This window comes from Ruegeria marisflavi, assembly GCF_025673445.1.
GTDB classification, from domain to species: domain Bacteria; phylum Pseudomonadota; class Alphaproteobacteria; order Rhodobacterales; family Rhodobacteraceae; genus Ruegeria_B; species Ruegeria_B marisflavi.
The window spans coordinates 349,898-366,727 of the sequence record NZ_JAOVQN010000002.1 but is presented as its reverse complement, the minus strand read 5'-3'; the positions used below and the strand labels follow the sequence as shown (position 1 = coordinate 366,727).

Genomic DNA, 16,830 nt, shown 5'->3' with positions numbered 1-16,830 from the left:
CCTCACGCCACGCGGGAACCATCGGGCGCGAACACATAGGCCGCCGATGGATCCATATGGAAATCATGCATTTCGCCCACCTGGTAGGGGTGAATGCCCGGAGCAAGCGACACCCAGCTGCCGTTCCCCATGTCGAAATGTGCCGAGCTTTCCGAGCCGGACAGCTCAGTCACCTGTACCCGGCCCGACAGGGTCACGGTGGCCTCGGACGAGGCGACCGGCGACACGTGATGGGGCCGGATCGCAATCATGTATGGCCCGTCCGCCAGACCAGCGGCAGCGCCGGTCAGAGTCCGGGTAACATCGGCGCCCATGAGGGCGGTACCGCCCTGCTTGACGATTTCGGCCGTGTTGATGGGCGGGTCCGAAAACACCTTTGCCGCCAGCACATTGGCCGGATCCCGATAGATCTCGGCGGTGCGGCCGAACTGGGTTACCCGGCCATCCTCCATCAGTGCGGTCTGCCCGCCCAACAAGAGCGCCTCTTCGGGTTCCGAGGTGCATAGACCACCACCGCGCCGCGCTCGGCAAACAGATCGGGCAGCTGGTCGCGCAACTCCTCGCGTAATTTATAGTCAAGATTGGCCAGCGGCTCGTCCAGGAACACGGCGCGGCTTTCCTTGGCAATGGCGCGGGCCAGCACTGTGCGCTGCTGCTGGCCGCCCGACAGCTCGTGCGGGCGCCGGTGCAACATCGGGCGCAGCTTCAGGATATCGGCCGCATGTTCGACCCGGCCCTGAATCTCGGATTTCGCCAGCCCCGCCACCTTGAGCGGCGAGGCGATGTTGTCGAACACCGTCATATGCGGATAGTTGATGAAAAACTGGTGCACCAGGCTGATATTGCGTTTCTGCGTGCTCTGCCCGGTCACGTCCTGACCATCCATCAGGATCTGGCCGCTGGCCACCGGATCGAGCCCGGCCATCATCTTGATCAGCGAGGTCTTGCCCGCGCCGGTCGCACCGAGCAGGACGTTGAAATGACCCGTCTCAAGGACCAGCGAGGTCTCCTTGATATGCAGGTCGGCGCCGACGCGCTTGGTTACGTTTCTGAGTTCGAGTGCCATCGTCCCAAAGCTTTCGGCCGGTTCTTGCGGTCAGTGAGGCCCCGGAGACCGGAAGGTTCCCCGGGGCTGGAAGGGCAGGTTCACTCACGACCCCGCCCATCAGGAAGCCAGATCAGTTCTTGGCCCAGCGGGCGACCAGTTCGTCATAGTTGACGGTCTCGCCCTGCGGCTTTTCTTTGTCCAGCTTGGGCTTGGCGCCGCCATTGGCGAACCACCATTCCGCGTCCTTCTCTTCGTTCAGGCGCGGGCCGCAGCCGCCATAGACATTCGCCGCCTCGTCCGCTGCCTGCATCCGGGCCATCACGGTGTCCATTTCGAACGCCAGACGGTCCATCGCCTCTTGCGGGGTAAAGGCACCCGAGTTCACGTCACCGATCTGCTGCCACCAGATCTGGGCCAGCTTGGGATAATCCGGAACGTTGATGCCGGTGGGCGACCAGCGTAACCGGTCGGGCGAGCGGTAGAATTCCACCAGACCACCCAGTTTCGACGCACGTTCCGAGAAGCTCTCGTGATTGACCGAGCTGTCCCGGATGAAGGTCAGGCCAACATGGCTTTTCTTCACGTCGACGGTCTTGGAGACCACGAACTGGGCATAGAGCCAGGCCGCCTGTGCACGATCCAGCGGGGAGGAGTTGAGGATGGTCCACGATCCCACGTCCTGATAGCCTACCTTCTGGCCGTCTTCCCAATAGGGACCATGCGGGCTGGGTGCCATCCGCCACAGCGGGTTGCCGTCGCCATCCACGGTGTTGTTGCCTTCGGACTGCGGCTTGACCATGTCGGCGGTAAAGGCGGTGTACCAGAAGATCTGCTGGGCCACATTGCCTTGTGCTAGCGCCGGCAGCGACTGTTAGAAGTCATAGGACGCCGTACCCGGAGGCGCGTATTTGCGCAGCCATTCATCCCACTTGCGGATCGCATAGACCGCCGCCGGGCCGTTGGCGGCACCACCACGGGTCACGCTGGCGCCCGCCGGGTTGCAAGACCCCGCTTCCATGCGGATACCCCATTCGTCGATCGGCACACCGTTGGGTTCGCCCTTGGATCCGGCACCGGCCATCGACAGCCAGGCATCAGTCATCCGCCAGCCGAGGTCAGGCGCGCGCTTGCCGTAATCCATGTGGCCATAGATCGCGGTGCCGTCGATTTCCTTGACGTCCTCGCTGAAGAACTCGGCGATATCCTCAGAGGCCCACCAGTTGACCGGAACGCCCAGTTCATAGCCGTATTTGGCCTTGAACGCCGCCTTCAGATCCTCACGGTCGAACCAGTCCTTGCGGAACCAGTAGAGGTTGGCGAACTGCTGATCGGGCAGCTGGTACAGGTCACCATCGGGGCCGGTGGTGAACTGCGTGCCCATGAAATCAGCCAGGTCGAGACCGGGGTTGGTCACGTCCTTGAAATCACCCGCCATCATGCCGGTCAGGTTATAGGCCAGTTGCAGGCGCGAATGGGTGCCGATCAGGTCGGAATCGTTGACATAGGCGTCATACAGGTTCCGCTTGGTCTGCATCTGGGTCTGCACGGCCTGAACGACCTCGCCCTCGCCCAGGATCTGGTGGTTCACCTTGATGCCGGTGATTTCCTCGAAGGCCTTGGTCAGCACTTCGGATTCGTAGCTGTGCGTGGGAATACCCTCGGACAGCACGTTGATCTCCATGCCCTTATAGGGCTCGGCCGCCTTGATGAACCATTACATCTCGGCCATTTGTTCGTCCTTGGACAGGACCGAGGGCTGGAACTCTTCGTCAATCCATTTCTTGGCAGCGGCCTCGTCGGCATAGGCTGCCTGCCCCGCGACCACGGCGCAAACCGCGGCTGCGGACAAAAGATACCTACGCATCTTTTCCTCCCTGATGTCTGCAATGCCAGAAATGCTCTGCGGCACCTGACTGTCATTTAGCTTTCACATGGGCGTGCATTTTGTAAAACAAAGTTATTAGTATCCTTCTTAATATTGATTTTAAATGAAATTTTATAAATCAGAATGAAAACAAGAATCACACACCCCAGGTATCCCGCAAGCGGTACCCTTCAGGCCAGGGGTCGCCGGGGTCCAGCATGTGCTGGTGAATCCCGGTGATCCAGCCCCGGCCCGAAATCTCGGGAAGGATTGCCGGGCGGTCGCCGACGCTTGTCAGCCCGGCAATGCGACCGGAGAATTCGGACCCAATGATCGAGGTCGCGACAAACTGTTCCCCCTCGGCCATCTCGCCCCGCGCATGCAGGATCGCCATACGCGCTGACACGGCGGTGCCGGTGGGCGAACGGTCGATCTTGCCGGGCTGGATCGCCACGGCAGAGGCGGCGCGCAAGATCCCGTCCCGCCGCTCGATCTCGCCCGCGAAGAGGCAAAAGGAGATATGCCGCCATTCCGGGTTTTCCGGGTGATGAAAGCCCAGCTGCGCATTGGCCGCATTGGTGATCGCGATGCCCATCTCGGCCAGGTCGCGCGCCCGGTCTCGGGCAATCTCGACCCCCACATCCTTCGGTCGCACCACAACGAAACTGTCACCGCCAAAGGCCGTATCCACTGTCACCCGCCCAACACCGGGCACATCCAGCGCAACGTCGAGCTGCGCTGCAAAGGAGGGCAGGTTGCGCACGAATATGCGCTCGGCCTTGCCATCCCGGCATTCAGCGCGCACATGCACCAGCCCGCCGGGGGCTTCGAGCACCAGTTTGGTCACCGGCTCGTCCATCTCGACCAGCCCGCTGTCGAGCAGCACGGTTGCCACGCAGATCGAGTTCGACCCCGACATCGGAGGCGTGTCCTCGGGCTCCATGATGATAAAGGCCGCAGCGGCGCGTTGGTCCTTGGGCGGCACCAGCAGGTTGACATGCCGGAACACGCCGCCGCGCGGCTCGTTCAGCATGAAGTTCCTGAGCCGCCCGTCGCGCGCGATCCAGTTGCGCTGCTCCCACAGGGTCTCGCCCGGCGGCGGCGCGACACCGCCAACGATGACATCGCCCACCTCGCCCTCGGCATGGGCCGAGATCACATGGATGGTCTTGCTGCTGCGCATTATGTCCTGCCCAGTTCGTTGATCCAGCCGGGCCGCCCCGGCGCGTGTCCAGTCAGCGCCGCCTCGGCGCAGTGCGCAAGGCTGCCGAACCGCATGGCGCGGCCCGACAGGCCCGGCCCGTAATGGGCGTATTTGCCCGAATTGGTCATGATGGTGCGGGTGGCGGGTGGCAGTACCGGCTCGGTCACCGAACACCAGCAGAGGTCCGGAATCACCTGCACGCCCGAGGTTTGCAGGCGCGCCAGTACCCCGTCACGCGCCAGCTTGTCACGCTCGCCCCGGCCGATCGTGACAATGGCGGCGGTCCCTGCGGCGATCCGGCGCCCGTCCAGAAGGTCGGCCAATATCCGGCATTCATGGGCCGAGGCATGCGGGCTGCCGATGGCGACCAGTTCCACCCGCCCAGGTCCGGGATTGAACTGTGCCCAGGCGCGGGCGAAGTCGCCCGGTTCGATTGCCATACACGCCGCGCCTTCGGCCAGGGCCCCTTCTGCCTCGGGCGTCACCCCCGCCACATGCAGCATCGCCGCCGCCGAGGTGGTGCCAAAGGCGGCGCAAAGCGCCTTGAGGTCGTCCTCGGACGGCGCGCTGTCCTCCAGCCCGGTCAAGAGCGGGATACGGTCCGGCGCCCGCCGCCCGGCCAGATAACCCAGGAGCGGCCAGAACGCGTCGTCTGCGCCTTCGGGCCGCTCGACCCGGATTTCCACCTGCGCCTTGCGGTTGGCATCCAGGTAGACCCCCGCCAGCGGCGCGCGCCCGGTCAACGCCATGCACAGGTCGAGGTAATCGGGATGTTTCACGCTCCGCGCGGCCAGAACGCTGTTGGCGTAGACAACCGCGTTCGACTCGGCCCAGGCGATGGCCTCGCCCGCCTGTGGTATGTCCTCCAGCAGATAGGGCGCGCAGGTGAAACTGGGGCGCGCGCCCATCCGCAGATAGGCATCGGCCAGCCGACTGGCCGGCCCGCCGAACGCGGGCGGCACGCCCTGCGCGCGCCAGTTGGCATGATCGACCGAGATCGCGTTCATCGTGGTGGGAATACAGACCCGCCCGCCCATCGCGGCCATATCCTCGGCAAAGCGCAGATTGGCCTCGCTGTGATAGATGCAACCGTCGATATGGGCGCGGCTGACATCGGTCAGCCGTTCCGCCCCCTGCGCCGCCGCCATGGCGCAGATGATCCGCATCGCCAGCCGCACCGGCGGCGTGGCCGCCTCGGAGAGCATGGTGCGATCCGCATCGCTCAGGTTCAGTGCTTCGCCCGACAGCGGTTCCAGCGTCAGCGACAGCGCCCCTGCCGTCAGCCGCTCGGGCGTCACCTCGGCCAAAGGCTCCCTCGCAAGCGCCTCGTATTCCGCCGCCGACAGGCGCAGCACCGCGACCGGACGGTCATACATCCAGGCCGCGACCAGCGCACCAAGGGTCAAGATATCCTCACCCTCGCGGAACACCAGCGCCGCCGGAGCGTGACCGTTCAACGCCAGCGCCAGCAGCACGCCACTGCCCGAGCAGGAGCCCCGGCTTGTCGGCATCATCACCACTGCACCGGCCAATGCGGCGCCGTGTTGCGGGTGATGTGCATCGATCACCCGGCCCGTCTCGGGATCGACCCCGCCCCAGAAACTCAGCCCCTCGTCAAAGACCAGAACCGGCCCCGACGCCTCGGCCGCCACGATGCAGTGTGCCATCCCGCCTCCCTGTTCAGGCCACGACGAAACCATGGGCATAGGGGTCGCGCGCGTCAATGAAGATGGTGTTGAAGCCCGTCACCCGCGCCCAGCCGCCAATCGAGGGGATGATACCCGGCCTGCCGCCCACCTCTGCCAAGGCCTCGACCCGGCCATGAAACAGTGAGCCGATGATGGACTCGTGCACGAAATCATCACCGGGACGCAACGCGCCCCGCGCCGCAAGCTGCGCCATCCGGGCCGAGGTTCCGGTGCCGCAGGGCGACCGGTCAATCGCCTTGTCGCCATAAAACACCGCGTTGCGGGCATCGGCGCCGGGCTGGGTCGGCTGCCCGGTCCACAGGATATGCGACAGCCCCCGGATCTCGGATTTCTCGGGGTGAACAAACGCATACTTCTCGTTCAGCGCCGCGCGCAGGCGCGGGCTCCACCCAACCAGATCCAGCGCCCGGTGATCGGCAATGTCGCGGAACACCGCCTGCGGCTCGACGATTGCATAGAAATTGCCGCCATAGGCGACATCGACCGTGACCTCGCCCAGTCCCTCGACATGGGCGCTCAGACCCGAGGCATGCAGATAGGCGGGCACATTGGTCAGCCGCACCTCTTCGACAAACCGCCCCTCTTGCCGGTATTCCGCCACCACCAGCCCGGCGGGCGTGTCGAGCCGCAGCACACCCGGCACACGGGGCGCGACCAGCCCGTGTTCGATGGCGGTTGTCACCGTGCCGATGGTGCCATGCCCGCACATCGGCAGACAGCCCGAGGTCTCGATATAGAGAACCCCCACATCGCAATCCTCGCGCGTCGGCGGATAGAGGATGCTGCCCGACATCTGGTCATGGCCGCGCGGCTCGAACATCAGACCGGTGCGGATCCAGTCGAACTCGGCCTGGAAATGCGCCCGGCGCTCCAGCATGGTGGCGCCCTCCAGGCGTGGCGCGCCGCCGGTAACCACGCGCACCGGATTGCCGCAGGTATGGCCGTCGATACAGGAAAAGGTGAACTGGGTCATGATACCTCAGAAACGGGTTGCAGCGTAGGGGGAAAGGTCGATCCGGGGAGCAGCCCCAGTGACAAGCGCTGCGACCAGCGCCGCCGTGCCCGCCGACTGGGTCAAGCCTAGATGGCCGTGGCCAAAGGCATAGGTGACGCGATCCGCGCGCGGGGCCGTGCCGATCACCGGCAGGCTGTCGGGCAGCGAGGGGCGGAACCCCATCCAATGTGTCCCGCCCTCGGCCCGCAGACCGGGCAGGAAATCGCGCGCCTTGTCCAGCAGCACCGCGGCCCTCCGCCAGTTGGGCGGGCGTTTCAACCCGCCCAGTTCGACCGCGCCGCCGACACGCACACCCTGCCCGATGCGCGAGACGACAAAACCGTGATCGGGAAAGGTAAGATGCGTGCGCAGATCGAAAGCGCCCGCAGGCAGGGTGGTGTTATAGCCGCGCTCGGTTTCCAGCGGGATACGGTCGCCCAGCGTGCGCGCCAGGTGATGCGACCAGGCCCCGGCGCAGATCACCGCCCGGTCCGCCCGGCGGGCACGATCGGCACAGTCGAGCGTCACCGTCTCGCCCTCTTGCCGCAACGCGCGGACCTCGGCGATCTCGATCCGCCCGCCTCGCGCCCGGAACACATCCGCCAGATGCGCGACCCAATGCGCCGGATCGGTTAGATTGCGCCAGCCGGGGGTGAACCCGGCATGGGTGAAACGCGGCGACAGGCCGGGCTGAATCTCGGCAATCGCCTCGGGCCGGTCGAGCAGGCGGAACGCGACCCCATGGGCGGCGCGGGTCTCCCAGCCGGGCAGGCTGGCCTCAAAGGCGCGCTGCCCTTCGTAGAGCTGCAACTGCCCCTCGTCGCGCACCAGCGCCCGCGCGCCGGTCTCGACAATCAGTGCATCCAGCGCCTCGGCGCTCAGCCGCATCAGCGCCGCCTGCGCTGCCAGCGCACTGGCATAGCGGTCGCGCCAACTGGCCCGCCAGAACCGGACCATCCAGGGCGCGATCTGCGCGGCGTAACCCGGCGGAACCGACAGCGGCCCCAGCGGATCGAGCAGCCATTTCGGCGCCTTGCGCATGATCCCCGGCGTCGCCAGCGGGATCACATCGGCAAAGGCAAAAGCCCCGGCATTGCCCGCCGACGCCTCGGCCGCGACCCCCTTGCGGTCCAGCACCGTGACCGCACACCCGGCCCCTTGCAGGGCCAGCGCGCAGGTGATGCCGACCACGCCAGCCCCGATGACGACGACCTCGGCACCGCGCGTCATGGCAGCGTATAGGCGGTCTTGACGGTGGTGTAGAACTCGGCGGCATAGGTCCCCTGTTCGCGCGCCCCATAGCTCGACCCCTTGGTGCCGCCAAAGGGCACGTGATAGTCCACCCCCGCCGTAGGCAGGTTGACCATCACCATGCCCGCGCGCGCATTGGCCTTGAAATGGCTCGCATGTTTCAGCGAGGTGGAGCAGATCCCCGCCGACAGGCCAAATTCGGTGTCATTTGCCACCGCCAAAGCCTCGTCATAATCCCGCACGCGGAGGACCGAGGCGACGGGGCCGAACACCTCTTCGCGGTTGATGCGCATGTCGGGCGTGGTTTCGGTTATCAGGGCCGGGGCCATATAGAACCCGTCCTTGTCCAAAACCAACCGTTCGCCGCCGGTGACAGTACCGCCCTCGGCCCGCGCGATTTCTACATAGTCTAGGTTCTGCTCCAGCTGCCGCGCATCCACCACCGGCCCCATCTGGGTTGCCGGGTCCAGCGCATCGCCCACCGGCAGATCGCGCATCGCCGCCGTCAGCGCCGCCACGAAACGGTCATGCACGCCCTCGGTCACGATCAGCCGCGAAGAGGCAGTGCAGCGCTGACCGGTCGAAAAGAACGCGCCATTGAGACAGGCGGCCACCGCCAGATCCAGATCGGCATCGTCCAGAACCACCATCGGGTTCTTGCCGCCCATCTCCAGCTGCACCTTCTTCATCGCCGCACCACAGGCCGCCGCGATACCACGCCCGGTGGGCACCGACCCGGTAAAGGAAATCGCGTCCACCCGCGCATCCGATACCAGACGCGGCCCAATTTCGGACCCGCGCCCCATCACCAGGTTCACCACCCCCGCGGGCAGACCCGCGCACGACAGGATCTCGACCAGCGCATGGGCGCATCCCGGCACCAGGTCGGCGGGTTTCAGCACCACCGCATTGCCATGCGCCAGCGCCGGGGCGATTTTCCAGGCCGGGATGGCGATGGGAAAGTTCCAGGGGGTGATCAGGCCCACCACGCCCACCGGCGTGCGGGTGACCTCGACCTCGACCCCGGGCCTGACCGAGGCCAGTCTATCGCCGGTCTGACGCAGCGCCTCACCGGCGAAGAACTTAAAAATCTGCCCAGCGCGCGCCACCTCGCCGATCCCTTCGGCCAGCGTCTTGCCCTCTTCCCGCGACAAGAGCCGCCCCAGTTCCTCCTTGCGCGCCAACAGCTCGGCGCCCGTGAAATCGAGCGCATCGAACCGCTGTTGTGGGGTCGATGCGGCCCAAAGCGGTGCGGCCGCATGGGCGGCGGCAATGGCAGCGTCCAACTCTCCTTCCCCGGCCTGAGCGGCGTGACCGATGATATCGGTCACATCCGAGGGGTTCACATTTGCGCGGCCCGTGCCGCAGGCAAACCAGTCGCCACCGATAAGATTGCGATACTCCATTCCCGTCGCCTCAGGCCGCCAGGTCCAACTGCCGCGACCAGTCGGCATACCAGGTGCGGAACAGGGCGTACTGCCGCTCGACATAGCCGCGCTGGCTGTCGCTCAGCACGTCGGTCTCGTTGAAATGGAGGCTGTATTCCGGCTGGCCGTTCAGCACCATCAGGTGCTTGTAGTAAAGGACCAGGTCCGGCCCCTCGTCAAAGGACGAGAGCACCCCCAGCGCCTCTTCCAGCTCCTGCGCGCGCATCCGCGCCACCGGATCGCCTGTCGCCGCCCGGCGGCAGAGCGCAACCAGATGCAGCACCTCGCGCGGCAGCGCGTTGCCGATGCCAGTGATCGCCCCCTCGGCCCCGCAATTGACGAAACCATGAAAGACGGCGGTATCGACCCCGACCATCAACGTCACACCGTCGTCCTGCGAGGTGATCGCCTCAGCCGCGTAACGCAGGTCGGCCTTGCCGCCGAACTCCTTGAATCCGATCAGGTTGGGATGCGCCCGGCGCAGGTCAAAGAACAGGTCGGCGCGGGTGGCAAAGCCGTAATAGGGGCTGTTGTAGATCACCGCCGGCAGGTCGGGCGCCGCCGACAGGATCGCCGCGAAATGGGCGCGCTGCGCCGCCATCGAGCTGCCGCGCGACAACACGCGCGGAATCACCATCAGACCGCGCGCGCCCACCTCGGCCGCGTGGCGGGCATGGGCGACGGCCGAGGCGGTGTTGACCGCGCCGGTACCAACGATCACCGGCACCCCGGCACCGGTCAGGCGCGCCACGCCCTCCATCCGCTCGGCATCGGTCAACAGCGGCCAGTCCCCCATCGAGCCGCAATAGACCACCGCCGACATGCCCGCGGCAATCATCTCGCGCCCCTTGCGCACAAGCGCATCGAAATCGGGGCGGCGGTCGGGGGTGCAGGGGGTCATCAGCGCCGGCATCGTGCCGGAGAAAACGGTTTGGGTCATGGAATGTCCTTTCATCGCGGATCACCGGACCCGCCCTGAGTCGAGATATTCTCTTGGTATCGGATATTGGATCCAATATTCAATATAAAATTTTTACATCTCTACCCCCTTACGATAGCCTATGGGCAAGGCAGCAACGGGCAGCGTGGAAAATGGCAAAGTTTCAGACGGTTGACATCGGGCGCTCGGCCTCGGCGGCCAGTATCATCTTTGCCGCCCTGCGCCGCGCGATTGTCGAAGGCGACCTGACCGATGGCGAACCGCTGCGCCAGGACGAGATCGCGCGCAGCTTCAACACCAGCCGCATTCCCGTGCGCGAGGCGCTGACCATGCTGGAGCAACAGGGTCTGGTGAAGACCGAACGCTACAAGGGCGCCGTGGTGGCGGGCCTATCGATGGCCGAGGCCGCCGAAATCTTCGATTTCCGCGCGCTGGTCGAGGCCGAGGTGGTGCGCCGCGCGGTGCCCAATATGACGACCGAAGTGCTGGACACCGCCCGCGCCTGTCTGGAACGCTTCGCCGCCGCCGGCGACCCGATGCAATATGGTGAACTGAACCGCGAGTTTCACGAAACGCTCTACCGCGCCTCGGCCCTGCCCTATCACCTGGGGGTCATCGAAAACGCGATGGACCGGATCGACCGCTATTTGCGCGCGCAACTGGTGCTGAGCGATGGCATGGACCGCGCCCGGCGCGAGCATCTGGTCATTCTCGACGCCTGCGCCAAGGGGGAAGCCGAACGCGCCGCCACCCTGACCGCCGAGCATATCCGGGGCGCCCGGGACTCGCTGGCCGAACATATGGGACCAGGCAGCCGGTAAGCCCGCAAACCGCAGCCATCCGTTTGCCGGAAAATCACCACAAACGGTTTCAAGTTGTTGCGATCCTTGGTTATGCTGGCCCGACTACCGACCAAGGCCTCGGGCGCAAACGACCCAAAGCCCGTTTCTCGCCCCCTTTGCCACCGCCGCAAGTTTGGCCTTGGACGAATCGAACCCCGCCGTTAAACGGCGACCCGTTACCGGACCCCAGCCGCAGGAAAGGCCGACCCGATTGAAACATCTTCTCGACGCACCGCATTCCATCTATGGCGTGGACAAATGGGGCAAGGGTCTGATTGTGGTGACAGAAGAGGGTGAAATCGGGCTCCGCAATCCACTCCGGCCCGAGGCCGCTACTGTCAGCCTCCCCGACATTCTGCGCGACCTCGAACAGCGCGGAATCCGCGCGCCGATGCTGCTGCGGATCAGTTCCTATCTCGAAAACGAGATCTGCCATATCAACGACAGCTTCGCCGACGCCATCGCCCGCTCGGGTTACAAGGGCGCTTATCGCGGCGTGTTCCCGATCAAGGTGAACCAGCAGGCGCAGGTGATCGACCGCATTGTCGAGTTTGGCCACCGCTACAATTACGGGCTTGAGGCCGGCTCGAAACCCGAACTGGTGATCGCCCTGGCGCACAAGCTGGCGCCCGAGGCGCTGATCGTCTGCAACGGGGTCAAGGATGCCGAGTTCATCCGGCTGGCCATCCTCAGCCGCAAACTGGGCTTCAACACCGTTATCGTGTTGGAAAGCCCGAAAGAGGCCGAGACCGTCATCGAGGTCTACAAAGAACTCGGGATCGAGCCGCTTCTGGGCGTGCGGGTGAAACTGACCAACCAGATCAGCGGCAAATGGGAGGAAAGCTCGGGCGACCGCTCGTCCTTTGGCATGAACACCGACCAGCTTGTGCGCGTGGTCGACAAGCTGCGCGATGCCGGGCTGATCCATTGCCTGAAACTGCAACACTCACATCTGGGCAGCCAGGTGCCCGACGTCAACGACGTGCGCCGCGCCGTGGGCGAGGCCTGCCGCTATTTCACCGAACTCAGCGCCGAAGGCGTGCCGCTCAGCCACCTGGATCTGGGCGGAGGCATGGGTGTCGATTACACCGGCGAAAAACGCGCCACCGAGAACTCGATCAACTACACGGTCGAGGAATACTGCGCCAACGTGGTGGAAACCGTCGCCTATGCGATGGACGAGGCCGTTATCGCGCATCCCACCATCGTCACCGAAAGCGGCCGAGCAGTGGTGGCGACCTCGTCATTGCTGGTGTTCAACGTGCTCGAAAGCACGCTGTACGACGCGCCCACCGCGCCTGGTGTGGAACCCGACGATCACCATCTGGTGGCCGATCTGGCCGCGGTGAACGGCTATCTGACACCCGCGCGGCTTCAGGAATGCTGGAACGACGCCACCTTCTATCGCAACGAATTGCGGGCCCTCTTCCGCCGCGGCTATGTGGACCTGCGTCAGATGGCCCGGGCCGAACGCATCTATCTGTCGCTGATGGCCCGGATCAAGACCATGGTGGCCGAGGTCGAGGCCGAGACCGATCTCGACGCGCAGATGGAAAAGATCGCCGATATCTACCACTGCAACTTTTCACTGTTCCAGTCGTTGCCCGATGTCTGGGCCATCGACCAGCTGCACCCGATCGTGCCGCTCCAGATGCTGAACCAGACACCCGACCGCCGCGCGGTCCTGTCCGACATCACTTGCGACAGCGACGGCAAGGTAGACCGTTTTATCCTCGCCGATGGCGTGTCGCCCTCACTGCCAGTGCATTCGCTGCCCGATGATCAGGACTATTACCTCGGCGTCTTCTTCGTCGGCGCCTACCAGGAGACTTTGGGCGATCTGCACAACCTCTTTGGCGATACCAACGTGGTCACCATCGACCTGCGCGCTGATGGCGGGTTCGACCTGCTGCACGAGCAGGAGGGCGATACCATTTCCGAGGTGCTGTCATACGTCGAATACGACCCTGCCGATTGCGTCGCCGCCTTTCGCAAGCTCGTCGATGGCGCAATCTCAAACGGCAGCCTCAAGGCCAGCGAACGCAAGTTGATCATCGGCGCCTACCGCGACAGCATCAACGGCTATACCTATTACGAATAACCCACCAGCCAGAGGAGACTTTCCCATGGGCAAAACACTCGTTGTCGGCGCAGGTGGCGTCAGCCACGCCGCCGTTCACAAGATGGCCATGAATTCCGACATCTTCACCGAAATCACTCTGGCCAGCCGGACCAAGGCGAAATGCGACGCCATCGCCGCCTCGGTCAAGGAGCGCACCGGCGTGACGATCAAGACCGCCGCGCTCGATGCGATGGACGTGGCCGCCACCGTTGCGCTCATCAAGGAGACCGGCGCCGAAATCCTCGTCAATCTCGCCCTGCCCTACCAGGACCTCAAGCTGATGGATGCCTGCCTCGAGGCCGGGTGCCATTACCTCGATACCGCGAACTATGAGCCCGAGGATGTGGCCAAGTTCGAATACCACTGGCAATGGGCCTATCAGGACAAGTTCAAGAAAGCGGGCCTTACCGCCATCCTCGGCTCGGGCTTCGATCCGGGCGTGACCTCGGTCTTTGCCACCTGGCTGAAAAAGCACAAGCTTGCCACCATCCGCCAGATCGACGTGCTGGACGCCAATGGCGGCTCGAACGATCAGGCATTCGCCACCAATTTCAACCCCGAGATCAACCTGCGCGAGGTTCTGGCCGAGGCACGGCACTGGGAAAATGGCGCCTGGCAGGTCACGCCCGCCATGACCCACAAGGTCGAGTTCGATTTCCCCGGCATCGGGCCCAAGAACATGTACCTGATGTATCACGAGGAACTGGAGAGCCTCTCGACCCACTTCCCCGAGATCGAGCGCGCCCGCTTCTGGATGACCTTTGGCGACGCTTACATCATGCATGCACGCGTGCTGGAAAACGTCGGCATGACCCGCATCGACCCGGTCATGCATGACGGCAAGGAAATCATCCCGATCCAGTTCCTGAAAACCCTGCTGCCCGATCCCGGCACGCTGGCCGAGGAAACCAAGGGCAAGGCCTGCATCGGCGATATCGCCACGGGTCAGGCCAGGGACGGCTCGGGAGAGAAGACCTACTACATCTACAACATCTGCGACCACGAGGAATGCTTCCGCGAGGTGGGCAGCCAAGCGGTTTCCTACACCACCGGTGTCCCCGCGATGATCGGTGCGGCGCAAGTGCTCAAGGGCAACTGGGTGGAACCGGGCGTGTGGAACATGGAACAGCTCGACCCGGACGATTTCATGGACATGCTCAACAATCACGGCCTGCCCTGGCAGGTCCATGAACTCGACGGTCCGGTCGAGTTCTGAGCAAACGCAAGACCACTCTTTCCTCTTGCTTCAAATATCCCGGGGGGTCCGGGGGGTAGCGCCCCCCGGCCTCTCCGCCTCAGGGAGACGCCGGATATGGCAGATGTGATGCAAACTCAGGCCGGCGACGCTGGCGCCTTCCGCCGTTTCGACATGTCCCGCGTTCCCACGCCCTGTTTCGTGGTGGACGAGGTCGCCATCGAGCGCAATCTTGCTATACTCAAGGATATCTCCGACCGCTCCGGCGCGCATGTGCTCTCGGCGCTCAAGGCGTTTTCCATGTTCGCCCTCGCCCCGCTGGTGCGCCAATATCTCGGCGGCACCTGCGCCAGCGGCATCTACGAAGCGCGGTTGGGGCGCGAGGAATACGGCGGCGAAGTCGCCACGTTCTGCGCTGGCTACAAGGAGCAGGATATCGACGAGATCCTCTCGCTCAGCGACCACATCATCTTCAACAGCCCGGCCCAAAAGGACCGTTTCCTGAACCGCGCCCAGGCGGCGGGCGTTCAGGTGGGTCTCAGGTTCAACCCCGAACATTCCGAAGGCGAGATCGCCAAATACGACCCCTGCGCGCCCTGCTCGCGGCTCGGCACCCCGGTCAGTTTGCTGACGCCCGAGGCGCTAACAGGGGTCGACGGGCTGCACATGCACACGCTCTGTGAACAGGGGTTCCAGCCTTTGCTGCGCACCTGGGCGGCGGTCGAGCCAAAACTCGCCCACTATCTGCCCGGCTTCAAATGGCTCAATTTCGGCGGCGGTCATCACATCACCCGCGCCGATTACGACCGCGACGCGCTGGTGCAATTCATCAAGGGCATCCGGGAAAAACACGGCCTCGACGTCTATCTCGAACCCGGCGAGGCGGTGGCGCTGGATGCCGGTATCCTCGTGGGTGAAATCCTCGACCTGCCGACCAATGGCATGGACCTCGCCATCACCGATATCTCGGCCACCTGCCACATGCCCGATGTGATCGAGGCGCCTTATCGCCCCGCCCTGATGGACGAGGCCGAGAGCGGCCATACCTATCGCCTGGGCGGCCCCTCCTGCCTGGCGGGCGACGTGATCGGCGACTACACTTGGGATCAGCCGCTGGCCATCGGCCAGCGCTTTGCCTTTCTCGATCAGGCGCATTACTCGATGGTCAAGACCAACACGTTCAACGGTGTGCCCCTGCCCACCATCGCGCTGTGGAACAGCAAGACCGACGCGCTGCGCATCATCCGCCAATTCGACTATTCCGACTTCAAGGACCGTCTCTCATGAGCATCTTCCTCGACAGCGAACTGACCGCGTCCGAGCGCGGCGAGGACGCTCGTTTCCGGATCATCCCCGTTCCGTTGGAACGCACCGTCTCTTATGGCTCGGGCACCGCCGCCGGTCCGGCCGCGATCATCGAGGCCAGTAACGAGCTGGAGCGCATCACCAACGGCGCCGAGCCCTGCGCACGGGGTATCTTCACCGAAGCCCCGCTCGACTGCGACGGTCCGCTGCCCGAGGTGATGGAGCGTCTGGCACAGCGGACTGAGGCCGCCATCCGCGGGGGCCGCGTACCGGTCACGCTGGGGGGCGAACATTCGCTGAGCTACGGGGCGGTGATAGGCGTGGCGCGCGCTCTGGGGCAACCACTGGGGCTGGTGCAGATCGACGCCCATGCCGACCTGCGCATCGCCTATCAGGGCGAGAAACACAGCCATGCCTCGGTCATGCACCTGCTCGCCGAGGAGGGTATTCGGCTGGCGCAATTCGGCGTCCGCGCCCTCTGCCAGCAGGAAATGGAAGAACGCGCCAGACACGGCGTGTTTTACAAGGATGCCGAGGAACTGGTCACCACCAACATCCACACCATAGACCTGCCCGAGGACTTCCCCGAGCTGGTCTATGTCAGCTTTGATGTCGATGGGCTGGACCCCAGCCAGATGCCCGCCACCGGCACACCAGTGCCCGGCGGCCTCGGCTACTACCAGGCGCTGCACCTGGTCGAGCACGCGCTCAAGGGCCGCAGATGTGTCGGGCTCGACGTGGTGGAACTGGCGCCCGACGGCAATGCCGCCTGGGATTTCACCACGGCTCAGATCGTCTATCGCCTGATGGCCGCCTGCACCGAGTGAAAAAGAACGCCGGTCATTCCGAAAACAAATGATTAGCATTCCCTTTTTCTGCGTTCCCCGCAAGGGACAAAGCGCCTAGCCTAGGCTCGGATCACATCGCTG

Annotated in this window: 11 protein-coding genes and 2 pseudogenes; 5 read left to right on the top strand and 8 right to left on the bottom strand. The window is 64.5% G+C overall.

What is annotated here, in order from left to right:
• Positions 1-2: 2 nt before the first annotated feature.
• From OEZ49_RS03665 to OEZ49_RS03630, 8 genes and pseudogenes are all read right to left on the bottom strand, one after another.
• Positions 3-1,066: pseudogene (locus tag OEZ49_RS03665) on the bottom strand (ABC transporter ATP-binding protein).
• A gap of 112 nt (positions 1,067-1,178) precedes the next feature.
• Positions 1,179-2,912, bottom strand: a pseudogene (locus OEZ49_RS03660) (ABC transporter substrate-binding protein).
• Positions 2,913-3,069: 157 nt separating this feature from the next.
• Complete coding sequence (locus OEZ49_RS03655) at positions 3,070-4,095, bottom strand: trans-3-hydroxy-L-proline dehydratase (protein ID WP_263387050.1); 1,026 nt, start codon at positions 4,093-4,095, stop codon at positions 3,070-3,072.
• Positions 4,095-5,783 (bottom strand): cis-3-hydroxy-L-proline dehydratase, encoded by a 1,689-nt coding sequence (gene lhpI / locus OEZ49_RS03650; RefSeq protein ID WP_263387049.1) that lies wholly within the window; start codon positions 5,781-5,783, stop codon positions 4,095-4,097. Before lhpI ends, OEZ49_RS03655 begins: the two co-directional genes overlap by 1 nt.
• Positions 5,784-5,796: 13 nt before the next feature.
• Positions 5,797-6,798, bottom strand: coding sequence for a 4-hydroxyproline epimerase (locus OEZ49_RS03645; RefSeq protein WP_263387048.1), 1,002 nt, complete (start codon positions 6,796-6,798; stop codon positions 5,797-5,799).
• A gap of 6 nt (positions 6,799-6,804) precedes the next feature.
• Entirely contained in the window at positions 6,805-8,049 is a 1,245-nt protein-coding gene (locus OEZ49_RS03640) for an NAD(P)/FAD-dependent oxidoreductase (RefSeq protein ID WP_263387047.1), read from the bottom strand.
• Positions 8,046-9,476 carry an aldehyde dehydrogenase family protein gene (locus OEZ49_RS03635; RefSeq protein WP_263387046.1) on the bottom strand — a complete coding sequence of 477 codons (1,431 nt, stop codon included), beginning with the start codon at positions 9,474-9,476 and terminating at the stop codon, positions 8,046-8,048. The genes OEZ49_RS03640 and OEZ49_RS03635 overlap by 4 nt, the downstream gene beginning before the upstream one ends.
• A 10-nt stretch (positions 9,477-9,486) precedes the next feature.
• Complete coding sequence (locus OEZ49_RS03630) at positions 9,487-10,437, bottom strand: dihydrodipicolinate synthase family protein (RefSeq protein WP_263387045.1); 951 nt, start codon at positions 10,435-10,437, stop codon at positions 9,487-9,489.
• A 152-nt stretch (positions 10,438-10,589) separates the two neighbouring features.
• Here OEZ49_RS03630 and OEZ49_RS03625 point away from each other — a divergent pair, with 152 nt between their 5' ends.
• From OEZ49_RS03625 to speB, 5 genes are all read left to right on the top strand, one after another.
• A complete protein-coding gene (locus OEZ49_RS03625; RefSeq protein WP_263387044.1) occupies positions 10,590-11,258 on the top strand; it encodes a GntR family transcriptional regulator in 669 nt (222 codons plus the stop codon).
• Between the two features lie 232 nt (positions 11,259-11,490).
• Positions 11,491-13,380 (top strand): biosynthetic arginine decarboxylase, encoded by a 1,890-nt coding sequence (gene speA, locus OEZ49_RS03620; RefSeq protein ID WP_263387043.1) that lies wholly within the window; start codon positions 11,491-11,493, stop codon positions 13,378-13,380.
• A 25-nt stretch (positions 13,381-13,405) separates the two neighbouring features.
• Positions 13,406-14,617, top strand: a complete 1,212-nt coding sequence (locus OEZ49_RS03615; protein WP_263387042.1) for a saccharopine dehydrogenase family protein — start codon at positions 13,406-13,408, stop codon at positions 14,615-14,617.
• 96 nt (positions 14,618-14,713) lie between these two features.
• Entirely contained in the window at positions 14,714-15,883 is a 1,170-nt protein-coding gene (nspC, locus tag OEZ49_RS03610; RefSeq protein ID WP_263387041.1) for a carboxynorspermidine decarboxylase, read from the top strand.
• Positions 15,880-16,728: an agmatinase gene (speB, locus tag OEZ49_RS03605; protein WP_263387040.1), complete on the top strand. Its 849-nt coding sequence runs from the start codon at positions 15,880-15,882 to the stop codon at positions 16,726-16,728. Before nspC ends, speB begins: the two co-directional genes overlap by 4 nt.
• The last annotated feature ends 102 nt before the right edge of the window (positions 16,729-16,830 follow it).

Excerpts from the sequence above, each read along its gene's own strand:
- OEZ49_RS03655 (WP_263387050.1), bottom strand. The coding sequence starts at position 4,095 with ATGCGCAGCAGCAAGACCATCCATGTGATCTCGGCCCATGCCGAGGGC.
- lhpI (WP_263387049.1), bottom strand. The coding sequence starts at position 5,783 with ATGGCACACTGCATCGTGGCGGCCGAGGCGTCGGGGCCGGTTCTGGTC.
- OEZ49_RS03645 (WP_263387048.1), bottom strand. The coding sequence starts at position 6,798 with ATGACCCAGTTCACCTTTTCCTGTATCGACGGCCATACCTGCGGCAAT.
- OEZ49_RS03640 (WP_263387047.1), bottom strand. The coding sequence starts at position 8,049 with ATGACGCGCGGTGCCGAGGTCGTCGTCATCGGGGCTGGCGTGGTCGGC.
- OEZ49_RS03635 (WP_263387046.1), bottom strand. The coding sequence starts at position 9,476 with ATGGAGTATCGCAATCTTATCGGTGGCGACTGGTTTGCCTGCGGCACG.
- OEZ49_RS03630 (WP_263387045.1), bottom strand. The coding sequence starts at position 10,437 with ATGACCCAAACCGTTTTCTCCGGCACGATGCCGGCGCTGATGACCCCC.
- OEZ49_RS03625 (WP_263387044.1), top strand. The coding sequence starts at position 10,590 with ATGGCAAAGTTTCAGACGGTTGACATCGGGCGCTCGGCCTCGGCGGCC.
- OEZ49_RS03615 (WP_263387042.1), top strand. The coding sequence starts at position 13,406 with ATGGGCAAAACACTCGTTGTCGGCGCAGGTGGCGTCAGCCACGCCGCC.
- nspC (WP_263387041.1), top strand. The coding sequence starts at position 14,714 with ATGGCAGATGTGATGCAAACTCAGGCCGGCGACGCTGGCGCCTTCCGC.
- speB (WP_263387040.1), top strand. The coding sequence starts at position 15,880 with ATGAGCATCTTCCTCGACAGCGAACTGACCGCGTCCGAGCGCGGCGAG.